The organism is Klebsiella sp. MISC125, from assembly GCF_051131775.1.
In the GTDB taxonomy this organism is placed as follows: Bacteria; Pseudomonadota; Gammaproteobacteria; order Enterobacterales; family Enterobacteriaceae; genus Klebsiella.
The window spans coordinates 3129179-3146560 of the sequence record NZ_CP180448.1 but is presented as its reverse complement, the minus strand read 5'-3'; the positions used below and the strand labels follow the sequence as shown (position 1 = coordinate 3146560).

Here is a 17382-nt window from a genome sequence, read left to right as displayed (position 1 = left end):
GCGCGTCAGAAAGAGGGGCCTGGTTTTGCGTGCTTAGTGCACATCCGCATAATAAACGAACGCCAGCTTATTGCCGTCGGGGTCTCTGACGTAGGCGCTATAGAAACCTTCACCGTACTGCGGGCGGTGTCCTGGTGCCCCTTCATCGGTTCCCCCCAGGCTTAGCGCCAGCGCATAAAGCTGCTGAATGTGTTCAACGGAACGCGCATTCAGCGCAACCATCACGCCGTTGCCGGTTGTTGCCAGCTGTTGGTTAAACGGCCTACCAACGCACAGGCCGGTGGTGCGGTTTTCGCTGAATGTCCCCCATGATGCGCCTTCATCGCTCCGACCGCTCTGCGGGTGTCCCAGCATTTCCATCAACGGGTCGTAAAAACGAATAGCATGAGGCAGATCGTTGGTGCCAGGCATGATATAGGAAAACATGGAGCCTCCTGGTTTTTCGCCTGAGTAACGTGTCAATCTAGCAGCTATGGCGGTGACACGAGGCCTGGCAGGCCAAAAGTTCTACATTGATCGTGATTAATCAGCGCGGGTTGTTATCTGTGGCAAGGTATTTGAACGCAGGTAAAGAAATTAACCTTATGAAATATAATGGTAAATGGGTGTTTTAATCTTTTTGTTTATCGTAAAACGATAAATTATTATTGTTTTGCAGTGATTCTGTGTATTCTGTCATCACTTACTCAGAGAAATCACGAGGGATTGAATGTCTACTGATGCACTTGCGCGGTTCAGCCAAAGGATGGTTAGTATCACCCTGTTATTGATGGTGGCGATTATCGTGATGAATACGGCCGTTCTGTTCTTTCCATCGATATCATTGACCCATGAGCTGGCGGGGATCAATCTCTCGCTATCCGATCGGCTACTCTCGACGCTTAACATTCGCTTACCGGATTTACCATGGTGGCAAGCCGTCGGTGCGGGGGTCATCAGCTTTCTGGTTGTGCTTCCTCTTTGCTACAGCCTGTTCCACCTGCGGGCGCTATTTCACTCCTATGCGCGCAGGGACTACTTTTCTGCCGGTGCGGCACAGCATATGCGCAAAATTGGCGCTTCACTGGGGGCCTGGGTCATGATGACGATCGTCGTGGACCCGCTGCTCAGCTATTGGCTAACGATGCTAAAGCCCGCGGGCGAACGTGAGATATTATTCGGGTTTGAGCTGCAATCAATAGCCTGGCTTTTTGTTTCTGCCTGCGTCATGGCAGTGGCGAAAATACTGGAAAAGGCAACCGCGATCAATGAAGAAAATAAACTCTTTCTTTGAAAAATTGCAATAAACGATGATTATTATAAATCCGGGTGTGATTTCCACCCGGAATACTCCAAACTCTCTCGTTATGGTATTTTTTAATAATCAATGAAATACATTATTTGAAACCAGTTTATTTTACCAACAGGATGTTATTTATCCATTTGATACTGGCAATATTTTTCTATTGCCAACAGGAGTTCCTATGCTCGTAAAATATGCAGGCCTGGCTATATGTATTCTGACGATAACGTTCGCCTCGGTAAGCGCAAGAGCCTTAACCAATCAGGCGGTCAGTGTCTCAGAAACAGGAAAATATGAAATATTACATCGGGGAGACTATCTCCTGTTGATGGCGGAAAAGAAACAGCGACTGGCCGAAGAACCGCACAACAACGCGCTGCGCTGGGAACTATCCCAGGATGAGCTGATGAGCGGAAACCTGGAGGATGCGGAAAAAAGCCTCGAGCCGCTATTGGCAGTGGCTGCCTGGCAGGGGAATGCGACTTATTCTATGGGACTCATTCACTATTCGCGTGGACAATATAGTGAGGCAGAAAAAAATTTCTCCGCTATCAAAATGGATTCGCCGTTTTATCAGAAAAGTCGCTCAGAACTTCTCTACGTCTATTACCAAACCGGGCAATATGCAAAAGCGCTACAAATATTCAATCACGACACTGAATTATCACATCTTTCCGATAATGAGAAAGCGCTTGTGCAATTAATGAGAGACTTTGGCGATATAAAACCTTATCAACTGCTGTGGCGGGAAAATAAGGCCAAGCTTCCCTTTATTTCGATGAATAATCTGCCGGTGGTATCCGTCAAGGTGAATGGGCAACCCATTAATGTCTTCATCGATACCGGAGCCGATCTTTTTGTCCTTAACTCTACGCTGGCTGAGAAACTCGGTATTAAGCCCATCGCCAGCTATGCCGGGATTTATGCTGGCGGTAAAACAGCAGAAACCCGCTACTCGCGTCTGGAACGTCTCGACTTAGGGGCGGTGACGCTGAGTAACGTGCCTGTCGACTTAGCGGAATTTCCGCCAGAGTGGATTTTTACCGATGAGAAAACGGGAGAGACGATAGAAGTTGACGGTATTTTATCGACCGGGGTGTTCCATCAGTTTCTCACCACGCTGGATTATCCACAGAGACAGCTCGTTCTGAAACCCAGAAGCGGAACTACAGCTCATGTCAGCCCTGATGCGACAGCAGCCGCCAGGATCCCGTTTATTCTTGATGGTTCGCATTTCATGATTGTGAAAGGGGCGATCAACGGTAAAGAGGGAATGACCTTTTTCCTCGACTCCGGGCTGGACGACCCGGAGGCTTCGATTCTACTGCAGCAAGGGGCTCTGGATTATGTCGGTATTAAGCGCGATCCGCAGGATGCCTTTGTGCCGGATAACAGTAAAGGTGGGCTTGGCGGCGGTGGCTTTGAGATAACCCGATTAAGCATTGATAGCGTTGCTTTAGGTCCGCTAAAGCAGACTGGGTTAACCGGTCTCTTTGGTGTTCTGCCTGACGCGTTGTACCACACTGAGTCGGGGATGATTCTGGACGGTTTTATTAGCCATCAATTCCTCAGGCACTATAAGTGGACGATTGATTTTGATTCGATGGCTATGACATTTGAGTAGAAGCAGAGGCGGGAGGGTGCCCTCCCGGCGTCTCAGCTCAGGTCGTGCAAATCTTTACCATTCGGCGACAGCAGCGAAAGGTCGTGGAAATCGACCTTGAGTCCACTGCGTTGCGGCGTACAGCACATCACGCCGACCTTTGCCATCCCGGTTGGAAAAGGGCACAGGCGCAGCAGCGGCCAACGGTGACCGTCTGTGGAATATTGCAAACGTAGCGCTTCTCCCTGACGGGTCAGGCGCAGCCAGAACTCTCGGGGATCTCCTGAATAGTTGCCGGTTGCCCAGTCTGATTTCCCCAGCGTCAGTACGCTGCCGATGGCGGGTGCGCCGTCGTTATACTCAATGCCGGCCTTAAGCCAATGTCGCTCATCCTGCATCAGCATAATCCCCGCCTGGTCATACAGGGTGTCGAAATCAGCGCGAACCCGAACCTGGAAGGTGAAATCGCTGGAGATTTCCGTTGCGTAGATATGCCCGGAAAAGCGCTCAAACCCGTACCAGGTTTCACGCCAGAAGTCAGTTTGCGCGTCGGTTACCACGCTGAGGACGCCATCCTTATCGGCCCATGTTGTCGGTTCGTTAATCCAGTGAAATGCCTGATGCATCATGCCTCCTGTTTCTGCTGAATAAGGGATATGAATAGTTCTGCGGCCTCGGCTGCCTGCTGCGCAAGGCATGCGTCCCACGCCTGGCTATCGGCATCACAAAAGCCGTGCTGTGCATTGAACATTCGACAGGACACAGACGGCTTTTTCTCAAGTTCATTTTGCATTATGCGGGGATCGAACGCGGGCTCATCGCTGGCAATAATAACAAGCGTCGGGCAGGGCGGCGCAATGTCACTGTGCTGACGGATCCGTGAGCCATAATGGCAAATGACACCGTCGCAGAGTCCGCTTCTGGCGGCCAGCCAGCCTAAGGTTGCGCCCACGCTATAGCCGATCACCAGTACCGTGCCATATTTTTCCCTTAGCCCGGCTAGCAGGGACTCGACACCCGCCGTATCAAAGCCGACGTTATCGCTAAAGTGGCGGTAGGCTTCATCCTGCTGGTCATAGCGGAAAGGCGCTGAATGGGGAAAGAGCATTGGGGTATAAACATCGAAACCGCGTCTTTTCCATATATCAGCGGTTCGCTGAATATGCGCATTGATGCCATAGATTTCATGCAGCAGAACGATGGCTTTATCGCAATCAGGTAACATAAACGCGCCTCTGTTGGATAAAAATGAGTTTGTCAGAAATTGAGAACCATCCCGAACTGGGTCAGTGTATCAGAGCCCGTCAAGATGGTTGCTCGCTTCTGATTGTTTCTTGCCTGTACGCCTACCTTTCCGGCGCAACCGTGCGCGACATTGCAGCAACGATAAGCATCAACAAGGTGATAAAAATAAACGCATAGGTCAATGAGCTAAGATGCGCGACATAACCAATCAACGCAGGTCCCGCCAGTACGCCCAGATACCCCATGGTGGTAATCGCAGGAACGGCTACGGATTGTGGCATGACCTGCTGACGCCCCACGGCTGAGAACATCGCCGGGACAATATTGGCACAGCCTGCGCCGACCAGCACGTAGCCAAGCAGCGACAGCGACCAGGCGGGGACGAACGTCACCAGGCAAAAACCGATGGCGGCCAGAATGGAACCGCCAAATACCACCGGTACAAAGCCGAGGCGAGTGATAAGGCGGTCGCCGCTCAGGCGGACTGCGGTCATCGCTATGGCAAAGAAGGCAAAACCCAGCCCGCCCAGGTTTTCCGGCATGCCGCGAACTTCGGTGAGAAAGACGGCGCTCCAGTCGAGCACCGTGCCTTCGGCCAGAAAGACCGCAAAGCAGATTATGCCGATCAACAACACGATGCCTCGCGGGATAGCAAATGCAGGCCCGCTGGACGGGTTGGCCCACGGTAAAAGCCCTTTGGTACAGATGAGTAACAGCCCGGTGACGATCAGTGCAACAGTGATGGTGGCGGAGAGAGCGGCAAGTCCGGCGGTCAGCAGGAGAGTCATCACCCCGGCACCGGCAATTCCCCCGACGCTGTACATCCCATGAAAGCCGGACATTAATGGTTTGTTTGCCTGGCGTTCGACGATAATCGCCTGAATATTCATGGCGCAGTCCGTCACGCCGATGCCCACACCAAATATCAGCAGCATAAAACCGAGCAGCCGGGCATCGCTAATGATGGCCAGTAAAGGCATGGACACGATAACGATAGCCACTGACGACACAATCACCCGACGACAACCGTAGCGACTGGTCAGTATGCCGGTCAGCGGCATGGCAATAAGCGCGCCCATCCCCAGGCACAGCAGCAGGGTACCGAGCATGGCGTCGTTAACTGCCGTGTTGCTTTTGGCGAATGGCACGATCACCGCCCAGGTTGCGGTGGCAAAGCCTGAAATGAAAAACGCGATACGTGTTGCCAGGGACTGGCTGGCATTTAGAGCAGAAGCGTGCATTGATGTTCCTTGTCGTAAGATCGTAAGGCTTCCCTGTACTCAGTTGGCATCACGCCGATACCTTCAGAGAGGACTAATCATTCAGGTGCTCAATATTGCTCGAATGGTGTTTTCAGGGTGGTTTTGTTGCTCGATTTTGCAATATTAGCGCAAGGGCAGCAAGCGTTGATTAGCTGAAGGCACTGGTCAGGATGTCCGTAGTATCACAGTCTGTTGCATGCTAAACGGGTATTATCATAATAACTGTGAATACTCTGAGCATGACTCCTGCGGTAACTCACAGTAAAGGAACATCTTGCTTATTTTTCAGGGAGAAATTCATGTTCGATCATACCGGCATCACCGTGACTCATTTTGAACGTAGTAAAGTTTTCTATACCTCGGCGCTCTCGGCCCTGGGCCTCGGGATCAGTAAAGCTCCACCGGGCGAGCGGGTGGGGTTTGGCAATTTACAAAAGACCGGGCTGGAGCTGGCGGCGGAAACCTTCTGGATAACCGTCGGGATCCCTTATGTACCCCGAACCCATATTGCCTTTCGTGCGTATTCGGAAGAAGAGGTCGTGGCGTTTTATCACGCCGCTCTGAAAGCAGGTGGCCGTGACAACGGTTTGCCCGGTCTACGGCCCCAGTACGGCGCTGGCTACTATGCTGCATACGTTCTCGACCCCGATGGCTACAATATCGAAGCAGTTTATCGATACTAATGCGTCTGGATCTCTGGTCGCGCCAAATGGATATACAAGTTGTGAATCGGGATAAATTACTTCAGCTACTTAATAATCTGCATATCGATTATCGCTATATTGAACATCCGGCAATGAACAGCGTCAGCGATCGAGAGCGCTATGCGGTGAAGCTTCCTGCGCAACTGCTTAAAAATATGCTCTTAAAAAACAGCAGCGGACGCCATTTCTATCTTTATATTCTCGATGGTGAAAAGAGGGCCGATCTGAAGGCGTTAGCCAGAGAAATTGGTGACTCCCGTCTCTCCTTGGCAACGCCTGGCGAGCTAAAGCAGCTTTTGGGACTGGAGCCGGGCGAGGTCACTCCCTTTGCGCTGCTAAACGATCCGGCTCATAAAATTAAGGTGCTGATTGATGCCTCGGTTGATGAACTGGGACCATTAGGTTTTCACCCATTGGTGAATACCGCCACAGTGTGCATTTCACTCAGCGCGCTCCATCAATTTTTACACTACTGTACGCATGCATCTCAGCAGGTCGGCGATGTTGCCGGTCACTGCGGCTAACCGCAATGACCGGTATTTTTAATACACTAACGTTGCGTGATGCTGATCAGACGGTTGCAGCTTTCAGACGGGCAGCAAAGGCTTTCAGTTCTGTCAGCATGGCATCACGATCGTCAACATGTTGCTCAATGATCTTCACAATAGCAGAACCAGAAATCGCTCCGGCGGCGCCCGCTTCTAATGCATCCGCAACCTGGCCCGGGGTTGAAATTCCGAATCCCTGTAGCGCCGGGACAGCCTGGTATTCTTTAAGCTTCGCCACCAGATGTTGCAATGGCACTGCGCCACGATTTTCCGCACCGGTTACGCCCGCTCGCGACAGCAGATAGGTGTAACCGCGACCGTGCGCGGCAATCTGGCGCAGTAGCTCATCGTCAGCGTTGGGCGGACAGATAAAAATAGGCGCAATGTTGTGGCGTATTGCCGCCTGGCGGAACGGGGCTGATTCTTCGAACGGGACGTCCGCCACCAGTACCGAATCGACTCCGACGCGGGAACAATCGGCATAAAATGTATCGATCCCTCGGTTATAGACCAGATTGGCGTACATCAGCAGGCCGATGGGGATAGTCGGATATTTCGCGCGGATAGCCGCCAGCATCTCGAAGCAGCGGGCAGGGGTGACGCCTGACGCAAAAGCACGCAGAGCGGCGTTTTGAATGGTCGGGCCATCAGCCAGCGGATCTGAAAACGGGATCCCCAACTCCAGCGCATCAGCACCTCCGGCAACCAGCGCGTCAATGATTTGCAGCGATAGCCCCGGTTGCGGATCGCCCAACATGACAAAAGGAACAAATGCGCCTTCTCCACGGTTTTTCAGCTGCGTAAACAAATCGTTATAGCGTTCCATCACATTTCTCCTCGCGCTTGCAGAATGTCGTGTACGGTAAAGATGTCCTTATCGCCGCGACCGGAAAGATTCACCACCAGCAATTGCTCTTTGTCCGGATTTTCGCGCATCATCCTCAAGGCATGAGCCAGCGCATGGGATGACTCAAGTGCCGGAATAATCCCTTCAGCGCGGCTCAGGGTTTTAAATGCTGCCAGCGCTTCATCGTCGGTCACAGAGACGTATTCTGCGCGACCAATGCTGTTCAGATAAGCATGTTGTGGCCCGACTGATGGGAAATCGAGGCCAGCGGAAATAGAACAGGACTCTTTGATCTGGCCGTCATCAGTCTGCATCATGGGCGACTTCATGCCGAAGTAAATGCCAGTGCGACCGTGTTTTAACGGTGCGCCGTGCTCGCCGCTCTCAATGCCATGTCCCGCAGGCTCAACGCCAATCAGCCCGACCTGTGGGGTATCGATAAAGTCCGCAAACATGCCGATGGCGTTGGAGCCGCCGCCCACGCAGGCGATAACGGCATCCGGCAGGCGTCCCTCTTTTTCCTGTATCTGTACTCTGGTCTCTTCGCCGATCATGCGCTGGAATTCACGCACGATGGTTGGAAAAGGATGCGGCCCCGCGGCGGTGCCGAGCATGAAGTGGGCGGTTTCATAGCTTCCGGACCAGTCGCGCAGAGCCTCGTTCGGCGCATCTTTCAGGGTGGATGAACCGCTGTGAACGGGGATCACTTCCGCACCCATCAGGCGCATACGGAAGACGTTAGGCGACTGGCGTTCAATATCTTTCGCGCCCATATAAATGCGGCATTTCAGGCCCAGCAGGGCACTGGCCAGGGCCGATGCTACGCCGTGCTGTCCGGCACCGGTTTCGGCGATAATCTCTGTTTTGCCCATACGCTTTGCCAGCAGCGCCTGGCCAAGAACCTGATTGGTCTTATGCGCGCCGCCGTGCAGCAGGTCTTCTCGTTTGAGGTACAACGTTGAGCGGGTTCCTTGCGTAAGATTGCGGCATTTTGTTAGCGCCGTTGGACGACCTGCGTAATTTTTCAGGAGATGGGTAAATTCAGCCTGAAAGAGCGGATTTTCGCGTGCGCTGACAAACGCCGCTTCCAGTTGGCGTAGCGCCGGGATCAAAACCTGCGGAACGTACATACCGCCGAATTCGCCAAAATAGGGGTTAAGTAATGTGCTCATTATTGCTCCTTAATATATGCGCAGTACCTGAGTCGGGTTCCATCTCTCCCTGTGAGGACTCTGCACGTGAAGTGAAATCGGGTACTGCGCAGCGGTCGCGGCTATTTTCCTGCGCCGCATACGTAAAATCTGGACAAAAAAAAGCCCGCTTATTGGCGGGCCGGGTATCGGTGTGCAAACTGCAGACGTGACGATACTGCCCGTTAACGGGAAGTGCGCCACCAGCTGTGCAAAGTCATCATGATCACGAGTTGCATTTTTCGATACCTGGAAAATAGAGTTTGTACTAGTAAACTAGTTCTTGAGGTCAATGTCAACTTTGGAATTATTGGTACCAAGAATCGATCATTGCGATTTTTCTCGTCAGCGCAAACGTGAAACAGCGCATTGCTTCAATGCATCAAGTCGAGTTACCGTGGTTTTTTCAGCTGATTTTCTAACACGTTAGCGAGTTCGTATGAATTTGAACCGTGCCGATATGGCCGATCTTATCTATTTTTGCGCCATCGCACGCCATCACAGTTTTAGCAAGGCAGCCATCGAGCTTGGCGTCAGCGCCTCGACGCTCAGCCACGCCCTAAAGGGATTTGAGGCGCGACTGGGCGTACGTTTGCTGAACCGCACCACTAAAAGCGTCACTCTGACGGCGGCGGGTGAGAGCCTGGCCCGCGCGGTGAGCGAACCGGTAGCCACGATCGATGCGGCGATCGAGCAGCTTAATCAGTTCCGCGACTCACCCGCAGGACGCATTCGGCTTAACGTCGCCGTTGAAGCCGCCACGCTGCTCCTGGCTCCCATTTTGCCGATTTTTGCTGAGCGCTATCCCGACATTGAACTAGATATTGCCGCCAGCAACCGCATTATTGATGTGACGGAAGAGCGTTTTGATGCCGGGATCCGCTACGGCGGAACAGTACCTGAGGACATGGTGGCCCAGCGCCTCTCCGCCGATGTTCGCTGGGTTGTCGCAGCGTCTCCGGCCTATCTCGCGCGGTTTGGAGAACCTCAGCATCCAAACGATCTGCATCACCATCGCTGCGTTAGCAACCGGCTGGGGAATAATCGTGTTTATAAGTGGGAGTTTGAGCGCGGTGAGGAGCAGCTCACCATAAAGGTCCCCCCTTTGCTGACGGTCGATCAGGCGGAAACCGGGGTGGTGGCGATATTGCAGGGATTCGGTTTGATGTACCTCCCGGAACCGCTGATTTCTCAGCACGTTAGCGAAGGGCGTCTGCGCCTGGTGCTGACCGACTGGGCTTCTTCCGGGCCAGGGTTCTATATCTATTACTCCAGCCGTCATCAGCTTCCCGCAGGGCTGCGCTTATTAATTGATCTTGTCAGAGAGTTAAAACCGCTGGGCCTGTAGCCTGATTGATGAAAATTACTCACAACCCCATTCGATAAGCGGGGCTGGCTCCTTCGCAATGCACGCCTTACCCTTGAGGCAAAAGAGAAGGAGACCTCAATGAAATTACAACACCGCAATATCCCTGGACTATTTTGCTTTTTGGCCGCCACCCTCTTTTTTATCGGCTCTGTCAGTACCCGCGCGGTCGCAGAGACGAAAACCCTGGTGATTGTTTCTCACCCTTATCCTGAACAATCGGTCATGACCAAAGGTCTTGAGACCGCAGCGCAAAGCGTACCCGGCGTGACCGTGCGTAATCTGGAGACGCTTTACGGTTATGACACGCGAAAAATCAATGCCGATGAAGAGCGACGCCTTATGCGTGAACACTCGCGCATTGTTTTCATTTTCCCCACTCACTGGTTCAACATTACGCCGATGATGAAAGCCTGGATGAACGATACCTGGGGCAGCGTGGGACCAGGGTCGTGGCAGGGCAAGGAAATGCTGATTGTGACCACCGCAGCGGGAGGCGACACGACCTACGGCGAGTCCGGTCGAATTGGCGTCAGCCTTGCCGACGTATTTATGCCGATGAAGGCCAGCGCCCTGCATACTGGAATGACCTGGCTTCCACCGCTGGTGTTTCAGAGCGCCACTCGCAGCCAGTTGCCTGAGTATCAGCGCCAGCTAGTGGAAAGACTCTCAAATTAATTTGCCCACAAGGAGTTGACCGTGAAAGGTTTTATTGCCGTTGCTGCGATGTCACTTATTTTGGGCGATCCTGCCTGTGCTGAAGAAAAAAGAGGTACCAGTATGACTCCATTTACTCCATCCGTATTGTCGACTACGGATATCCAGTCGGTCTCCCCGGCGCTTGCACGTTTTGGCAATGAAGTCCTGGCTGAGGATCTCTGGAAGAGAAATGAACTCTCGCTGCGCGACCGGAGTATCGTGACCATCGCTATTCTTATTGCCCGCAACCAGCCCGCTGAGCTGAAGCATTACGTTGAAATCGCCCTCGATAACGAGGTCACCCCGGCTGAAGTCTCAGAGGTGATTACTCACCTGGCCTTTTATTCCGGCTGGCCAAACGCCATGTCCGCCATCGCCGTGACGAAAGATATTTTTGCCGCTCGTGGTATTAGCCACGAGCAGCTGGCGGCGGCCTCACCGGCGCTGCTTCCCCTCAATCAGGAGGTTGAAAACCATCGTTCGGCCACGGTAGAAAAGAGCGTCGGCCCCATTTCCCCAGGGCTTGTAAAGTTCACCACCGATCCGCTTTTCCTTGACCTGTGGCAGAGACCGGGGCTGAAGCCGCGCGATCGCAGCCTGGTAACGGTGAGTGCGCTGATTGCTGCCGGGCAAAGTGCGCAGATTGGCTATCATCTTAATCGGGCGATGGACAACGGTCTTACGGCGCAAGAGGCCGGGGAGATAGTGACTCACGCGGCGTTCTATGCGGGATGGCCCAATGCTTTTTCCGCCGCGCCGGTGGTTGGCGAAGTTCTGCGCGCTCGCGGTCTGGTCGGATGAGCCTATGTTTAAAACTCTCAGCACCGCGCTGTTTATCTTTGCCGCGCTGACGGGGGCCGCATCGGCTAACGGGCAGGAGAACAGGGTGAAAATTCAGTTTGTTTTTAACGGGGTGAAAGTGGTTGGCTCTCTGGAGGAGAGCGCCGTCACGCGCGAGTTTTTGGCGCAGTTACCGTTGACGGTGAAGCTTGAGGATTACGGCTCAACCGAGAAAATCGCCTGGCTACCGGCGAAGTTGCGCCAGGCAGACGCCCGGGAATCGATAATGCCGAAGCGGGGTGATATCGCGTATTACGCGCCTTGGGGAAATCTGGCTATTTTTCGTGAAGATTACCGCCATTCGCCGGGTTTAATAAAGCTGGGTAGGGTGGAGCAAGGGCTTGCCTCACTTAATCTGTCCGGTGCTGAAGTGGTGACTATCACGCGTGATGAGGAGCCATAAACGACTCCCTGCTCTGGCGATACCGCGGACATGTTATTTTTTAACCGTCAGGTAGCCGCTAATTGTGTAGGCTTCTTGCTAAGAAAAGCGTTGGGTCCTCCGGCATAGATTAAATCTGGCCGGAGGACCTGCTACTTAAAAGACAGGGACGGCATTATGCAAAAGCATCACCGCCAAGCTGCAATGTTCCATTGAGGGATGAGGTTTTTATCACGAAATTCTGCCCGCCGGGCCAGACGACGGCGTTAGTGGCGTCCGTTACCATGCCAGAAATAGACGGGAGCTTATCCGTGGTACCGCTGCCTGCAATTCTCGCAATTAATTCGGGTATCGCGGCAGCGACCCCCAAAACCAAAGCAACAATGATCGCAACAACAATGCGCACTGCACCCTCCAGCATTTTAGCCACGCCAAATGTAATACACGCAGCAATAATTCCGGCAATGACTTCGGTGATAATGACCCATGTCGCTTTTTCAACCCAGCTGTTTTTATCAGCTGGCCGCAGATCATAATATGAGAGCGTTTGTTCACCTTGATCATTGTTACCTAGCTTAACGCCCAGATAGCTGGTGGACTCGGCATAGGCATCTATACCTGGCAATATAGGAATATGCACTTTCATATACACCACCAACGTATCACCCTGCACCATCATCCAGAATTGTTGGCAAACGGGATAATAATCGCTCAGGGCATAGGTGATTTTCTTCATCGGGACATCTTTGGTATTGACGATCTTGGTATTATTCCCCGTAAGCTGAAAGTAGCTGTCGTCAACATTGTTATCCCACGCATTCGCCAGGGTCGGCAAGGCCATCTGTTGTAAAAACATTGATTGTGAGATCGAAAAACCTGATTGCTGTCCGTCGGGGACTGCCGCCGGGGCAATCTGGTTAGCCAGTCCATCAACGCTGTGATCAAGTACCATGCATAGCACGCCAAATAGCTGATTATTGCCGGCGGTATCCTGGTAATAAGCATAATCAGTCGTTGTGGGTTTAAGCCAGGCAAAAGCACCGCTGGATGCCTTCATATTTAAATTAACCGTATTAAAAACATAGGTTATTTGCTCAAGATGGGCATTGAGATAACCTTGAATGGCCGCTTTTAACAATGCATTAAGCGTTTCATCGCCAGAGTTGGGATTATCTATTTTCAGAACCACGACTGGCTCGACGCCAGAACCTGGACTGCTCTGGTTGAGTTTTAAATTATAAGGAATACCATTTTCTTCCTGTGCATTTTGCTGCTCAAGGTACTTCAATGTGACCTGGACTGTGGCGATCACTCCATTAATACTGAGAGGATTGCCCCCCACTGGCGTCAGCGTCCCATTGGCGACCGGTATTTTCATATTCATCAAACCGCCTGTTCCACCGGCAGTAATTAACCATGGGCCAAAGTTGCCATTAATAGTTAATGTTACTAACGACCCCACAAGGGTGTAATCAAAATTTGTTGGGTACTCGCCAGAGGCGGAGAAAACCTCATTGACTTTATCAACCGGAACAGCAAAAACAGTGTCCCAGCCCAGGGTAGTAAACGTCATCGGATCATATAACGATTCACCTTGTAAAGTTGTCGCCAGACGATGGCGCCGGGTCAACAATTGTTTGTTGGTATGTTCGGAACGATTGATTAACTGGCCGCTGAGCAGCGAGGGGGTATTTTCATGGTCAGGAAATTGGAACCGCAATGCACCACGATAAAGGGCATCTTCGGGTAATACCGTTTCAGTAGACATGATGAACTCCTAACATTGGGTAGCTATTTCAGCGGTGACCTATGCGGTGATAAATGCATTCCCACCAAACTGGAATGTTCCATTCAGTTGGGCGAGCGTAGGGGTAAATGATGTGCCGTCAGGCCAGCTGACTGGATTGGTCATATCAATTACCAAACCCTCAACCGAAGGCAGATGATCTGCGACACCGCCACCAACGATAGTGGCGACCAGACTGGCCGTAATAGCAGCCGCCCCCATCACAACCGCAATGACGCAGGCCACCACAATACGTGCGGTGGTCGTCGCCAAAACGCCCACGATGGTGCTGATCACTGCGCCCAACAATGCAATCAGTACTTGAGTAATCACAATCCAGTTTGCGATGTCTACCCAGTGATTTTGGTTAGGGGGAGCGGCTTCTACATAGCCAAGTGTGCTGGTACCATCTTCTTTCGTTACCAACTGAAGCGAGAGATAACAGGTTTCTTCGTAATAAGCATCTATGCCAGCTGAAATATGACAGTGCACCTTCGAGTAAATACAAATCATATCAGCATCAATCCAAAGTCGAAATTGCTCGATTTTAGGATGGTAGTTAATTGCTCCATATTTTACGGGGGCCGTGGGAAGTTGCCTATTCGCAATAATGGTGGTGTCGATTGCTAATAACTTAAAATCATCTGCTGTGGTATTTTGACCAAATGCTACAGGTAAACCGGGCAAAACCATTTGTTTCATAAATAATGGCTGGGAAACTGAAAACCCGGATTGTGATTCTGGAGGAATAGCCATTGGACCGAGTTGGTTAGCCGCAGTCCCCGGCTCATTATCTTGTACCATACAAAGAACACCAAATACGGCGTTATCAATACTGGCAGCATCATAATAGGCGTAGCTACTGTAAGTTGGTTTAAGCCATTGGAAACTTTCTTTATCGGCCACCATATTGAGGTTGATAGTATTAAAAACGTAGGTAAACGCAGACAGGTTTTGATTCAAATAGGCTTCAAAAGCCGCAGAGGCCGTTGCCAGTACCGCTGGGTCGCTGGAAGCAGGCAATTCAACTTGCAGGACTGTGACTGGATAAAGACCGCTTTGTGACTGAGTATTGAACCGTAGGGCATTCAGTGTGCCATTCTCAGGTATCTGCGGTTGCGGAACATAAACCAAATTTACCGAAATGGTTACTTTTCCCCCTGCCATATCAATTGGCTGCACACCAACGGGGGTGAAAGTACCGCTACTAATTGGAAGCGCCATGCGTACAATTCCGCCGCTTCCCCCGGTCGTGAGTGCCCAGGCACCGAATTTACCTTTAATATTGACGTTAATAATCGAACTATTAAGCGTGTAATCAAATGATTCAGGGTATGCCCTGGAAGCAGCAAAGGCCGTATTCACATTTTTTACCGGTACCGCAAATACGGTATCCCATCCAAGGGTATCGTTTTGTTGCACGGTCCTCAACGCCGTATGGCCAGCGATTCCGGGCGACTGTGGGCCAACCGCGCCGAGTGATGCGGCACCGACATGCGGGGCGCCAAAAATGCCTGGAATTTGAATTCTGACCGAGCGTTTAGTGGGGGCAGTGTCATCTTGAGAAACAGGATCCTTAATTTCACTCATACTATAACTCTCCGATGAGGTTGTTTAAATACATGGCTGTTTTAATCCCCAAATACTGGCGACGGTATTAAACTACGAGTGAAAATATTTCACTGAACTTACGTAGCTAACCTATCTGGAACGATAAATGTCTCCAGTTAACCATTTCCGGGGAGTACCACAGATTATTTGCTGGTCATCACAATCGCATCTTCCATTGTAACGGAATCAGCAACAAAACTACTTGCTCCAATAAAATGAACGGATGAAGGAGGTACGGCAGGAAAAAAATTCCCGGAGATCTTATCTGATAAATCTTTGACCAGAGCGCGGGCAATGAGACTGACTACCGCGGCACAGATACCATAAATAACTGGCCCAAGTGGTATCCAGTACCAAGGGATGTCGATGTCATAGCCCGAATTTGGATTCGGATCTGATAAGAAACTGATGGTTTTATTATCGCTATTAAAATAGAACGAATTATTGGCAGTAACATTCCAGCTACCACTCAAACCAGCATAAAAATCACAATCTCCACTAGCCTGAACATTGAGTGAATTATTGTGTGCGGTAGCGACCATACGTGACATTCTGGGGTAATAGGTAATTGCGGCCTCTTTCATTCCCCCAAGAGATATTGATGTACCTGGCCTGAGAGAAAGCGAAGTCACTGCCCCTGAATTAATGACGAAAGCATCCGCTGGCGTTCCAGCCGGTAATGAGGCTAATAATCCGGGCAAAATAACATTTTTAAAATAAAGTAGGTTAGAAAATGCAAACCCCGAGGAGGCACTGCCTTGCTTCACCAGTGCTGGATCGCAAATAAGGGGAAGATTATCGATTGACTGAGCACTTGATAATAGCACCAGATAGCCGCGTTTAGGGCTATTCAGTTCAAAGTATGCATAGGCAACATTTTGTGGTGCCAACCAGCTTTCCGCTCCCGGTTGGACAGGGTTAATGGAGGCAAATATAAAACTGAGTTCGTTGGCATGATCGACTAGCGCTTGCGCTAATGCATTAAGAATAATGGCCTGGACATCCACAGCCGGAGGTAATTTTGAAAAGCCTAACGGCAGCACCAGCCCTGGATATCCTTGTCCTCCTAGAGTCCCGGCTTTTTCGAAAGCAAACCGCAGAACCTTTACCGCCGGGTCTGTTGGTGAAGGAAGTAAAGCCAAAGATATCTGCATTAATGCTGCTGCCCCAGCCAGATCTATTGGACTGCTATTAGACGAGGTTAATGTCCCGGTCTGGAAGTTAATTTCCAGGTTTAGTAATGCGCCATTACTACCGCCCGTGACGATTTGCCATTGGCCAAATTTCACCTCGATATTGAAATCACCTAGCTGACTATGGATCTCACTATTAAATCCGGGAATTAACGTTGATGCGGTTTGCGACAGAGCATTATTAGCCTCACGGATATCTACCGCATAAGCGGTATCCCAACCAAATAAATTCATTTTGGCAGCCCTCGATAGAAAGTATAGGTATTTAATGGAGAACATTCCTACTGGATTAGTGATAGTTCAGCGTTGTGCGAGTGTCAATAGATTGTAATGTAGCCGATACGCATCTTTTTTAATGCCAGTGCCGTCTTGTAAATAATTACTTGTTGAAATTCAAGTCTAATTAATAAAATGCAAATTATATATATGTTTAAATGTCAGTTAAGTTCGTATAAAATAATAAAATAAATATTTCAGTGGGTTAGGTTTCATAAAGAAGTCCGTTAACAATCATTATCTATTGAAAATTCAGCGAGCTAATGAAACTGGAAAAAAACATGAAAAAAATGCTCCTTGCTAATAACTGCATTGTATCTACAATTGAAGATTCTTACCCTATATCACGTGCTTTCAAATTGAGTAAAGAATGCTGTGTTTATGTCCGCAGATATATACCCTAAATAATTCGAGTTGCTTAAAGGTGGCAAGATTCATTATCACGTAACACGACACTCATCCCGATCAAGCATCTGGTGCCTTCAAACGCACAATGAAATGTGAACCCCCGCATCGCCAAAAATCATCTACACTTTTTCAGCCAAACC

The 17382-nt window shown here is 50.7% G+C and carries 17 protein-coding genes and 1 other annotated feature; of the genes, 8 read left to right on the top strand and 9 right to left on the bottom strand.

Annotated features, from left to right (window positions below; all coding sequences use genetic code 11):
- Window positions 1-33 precede the first annotated feature (33 nt).
- Entirely contained in the window at window positions 34-426 is a 393-nt protein-coding gene (locus ACMYSL_RS14930) for a VOC family protein (protein ID WP_434658914.1), read from the bottom strand.
- A gap of 283 nt (window positions 427-709) precedes the next feature.
- On the opposite strand from ACMYSL_RS14930, the gene ACMYSL_RS14925 reads away from it, so the two are divergent.
- Together ACMYSL_RS14925 and ACMYSL_RS14920 are read left to right on the top strand one after the other, a co-directional pair.
- Window positions 710-1273, top strand: coding sequence for a DUF2975 domain-containing protein (locus tag ACMYSL_RS14925; RefSeq protein WP_434658913.1), 564 nt, complete (start codon window positions 710-712; stop codon window positions 1271-1273).
- Between the two features lie 190 nt (window positions 1274-1463).
- Window positions 1464-2906: an aspartyl protease family protein gene (locus ACMYSL_RS14920; RefSeq protein WP_434658912.1), complete on the top strand. Its 1443-nt coding sequence runs from the start codon at window positions 1464-1466 to the stop codon at window positions 2904-2906.
- A 32-nt stretch (window positions 2907-2938) separates the two neighbouring features.
- Here ACMYSL_RS14920 and ACMYSL_RS14915 read toward each other — a convergent pair whose 3' ends face one another.
- The 3 genes from ACMYSL_RS14915 to ACMYSL_RS14905 form a co-directional block, all read right to left on the bottom strand.
- Window positions 2939-3511, bottom strand: a complete 573-nt coding sequence (locus ACMYSL_RS14915) for a DUF1349 domain-containing protein (RefSeq protein WP_434664096.1) — start codon at window positions 3509-3511, stop codon at window positions 2939-2941.
- Window positions 3511-4110: a dienelactone hydrolase family protein gene (locus ACMYSL_RS14910; protein ID WP_434658911.1), complete on the bottom strand. Its 600-nt coding sequence runs from the start codon at window positions 4108-4110 to the stop codon at window positions 3511-3513. The genes ACMYSL_RS14915 and ACMYSL_RS14910 overlap by 1 nt, the downstream gene beginning before the upstream one ends.
- A 121-nt stretch (window positions 4111-4231) precedes the next feature.
- Complete coding sequence (locus ACMYSL_RS14905) at window positions 4232-5371, bottom strand: MFS transporter (RefSeq protein ID WP_434663915.1); 1140 nt, start codon at window positions 5369-5371, stop codon at window positions 4232-4234.
- A 320-nt stretch (window positions 5372-5691) separates the two neighbouring features.
- On the opposite strand from ACMYSL_RS14905, the gene ACMYSL_RS14900 reads away from it, so the two are divergent.
- Window positions 5692-6075, top strand: a complete 384-nt coding sequence (locus tag ACMYSL_RS14900) for a VOC family protein (RefSeq protein WP_181486251.1) — start codon at window positions 5692-5694, stop codon at window positions 6073-6075.
- Window positions 6076-6101: 26 nt separating this feature from the next.
- Window positions 6102-6620: a prolyl-tRNA synthetase associated domain-containing protein gene (locus ACMYSL_RS14895; RefSeq protein WP_182238599.1), complete on the top strand. Its 519-nt coding sequence runs from the start codon at window positions 6102-6104 to the stop codon at window positions 6618-6620.
- 46 nt (window positions 6621-6666) lie between these two features.
- On the opposite strand, the gene trpA is transcribed toward ACMYSL_RS14895, so the two are convergent.
- Window positions 6667-7470 (bottom strand): tryptophan synthase subunit alpha, encoded by an 804-nt coding sequence (gene trpA / locus ACMYSL_RS14890; RefSeq protein ID WP_434663912.1) that lies wholly within the window; start codon window positions 7468-7470, stop codon window positions 6667-6669.
- Window positions 7470-8663: a tryptophan synthase subunit beta gene (gene trpB, locus ACMYSL_RS14885; protein WP_434663910.1), complete on the bottom strand. Its 1194-nt coding sequence runs from the start codon at window positions 8661-8663 to the stop codon at window positions 7470-7472. The genes trpA and trpB overlap by 1 nt, the downstream gene beginning before the upstream one ends.
- A 135-nt stretch (window positions 8664-8798) precedes the next feature.
- Window positions 8799-8893, bottom strand: a sequence feature (Trp leader region).
- Between the two features lie 227 nt (window positions 8894-9120).
- Between trpB and ACMYSL_RS14880 the strand changes: the two genes are divergently transcribed.
- The 4 genes from ACMYSL_RS14880 (at window position 9121) to ACMYSL_RS14865 (ending at window position 11989) form a co-directional block, all read left to right on the top strand.
- The gene (locus ACMYSL_RS14880; RefSeq protein ID WP_434663908.1) at window positions 9121-10029 is read left to right on the top strand and encodes a LysR substrate-binding domain-containing protein; all 909 of its coding nucleotides are present in this window, start codon (window positions 9121-9123) and stop codon (window positions 10027-10029) included.
- A 99-nt stretch (window positions 10030-10128) separates the two neighbouring features.
- Window positions 10129-10725: an NAD(P)H-dependent oxidoreductase gene (locus ACMYSL_RS14875; RefSeq protein WP_434663905.1), complete on the top strand. Its 597-nt coding sequence runs from the start codon at window positions 10129-10131 to the stop codon at window positions 10723-10725.
- Window positions 10726-10746: 21 nt separating this feature from the next.
- A complete protein-coding gene (locus tag ACMYSL_RS14870; RefSeq protein WP_434663902.1) occupies window positions 10747-11547 on the top strand; it encodes a carboxymuconolactone decarboxylase family protein in 801 nt (266 codons plus the stop codon).
- A gap of 4 nt (window positions 11548-11551) precedes the next feature.
- The gene (locus tag ACMYSL_RS14865; RefSeq protein WP_434663899.1) at window positions 11552-11989 is read left to right on the top strand and encodes a cyclophilin-like fold protein; all 438 of its coding nucleotides are present in this window, start codon (window positions 11552-11554) and stop codon (window positions 11987-11989) included.
- A gap of 154 nt (window positions 11990-12143) precedes the next feature.
- Here ACMYSL_RS14865 and ACMYSL_RS14860 read toward each other — a convergent pair whose 3' ends face one another.
- The 3 genes from ACMYSL_RS14860 to ACMYSL_RS14850 all read right to left on the bottom strand — a co-directional run bounded on the left by ACMYSL_RS14860 (window position 12144) and on the right by ACMYSL_RS14850 (window position 16792).
- Window positions 12144-13736 carry a TULIP family P47-like protein gene (locus ACMYSL_RS14860; protein ID WP_434663897.1) on the bottom strand — a complete coding sequence of 531 codons (1593 nt, stop codon included), beginning with the start codon at window positions 13734-13736 and terminating at the stop codon, window positions 12144-12146.
- Between the two features lie 39 nt (window positions 13737-13775).
- Window positions 13776-15344, bottom strand: coding sequence for a TULIP family P47-like protein (locus ACMYSL_RS14855; RefSeq protein ID WP_434663895.1), 1569 nt, complete (start codon window positions 15342-15344; stop codon window positions 13776-13778).
- 164 nt (window positions 15345-15508) lie between these two features.
- Window positions 15509-16792, bottom strand: a complete 1284-nt coding sequence (locus tag ACMYSL_RS14850; protein WP_434663892.1) for a TULIP family P47-like protein — start codon at window positions 16790-16792, stop codon at window positions 15509-15511.
- Between the last annotated feature and the right edge of the window lie 590 nt (window positions 16793-17382).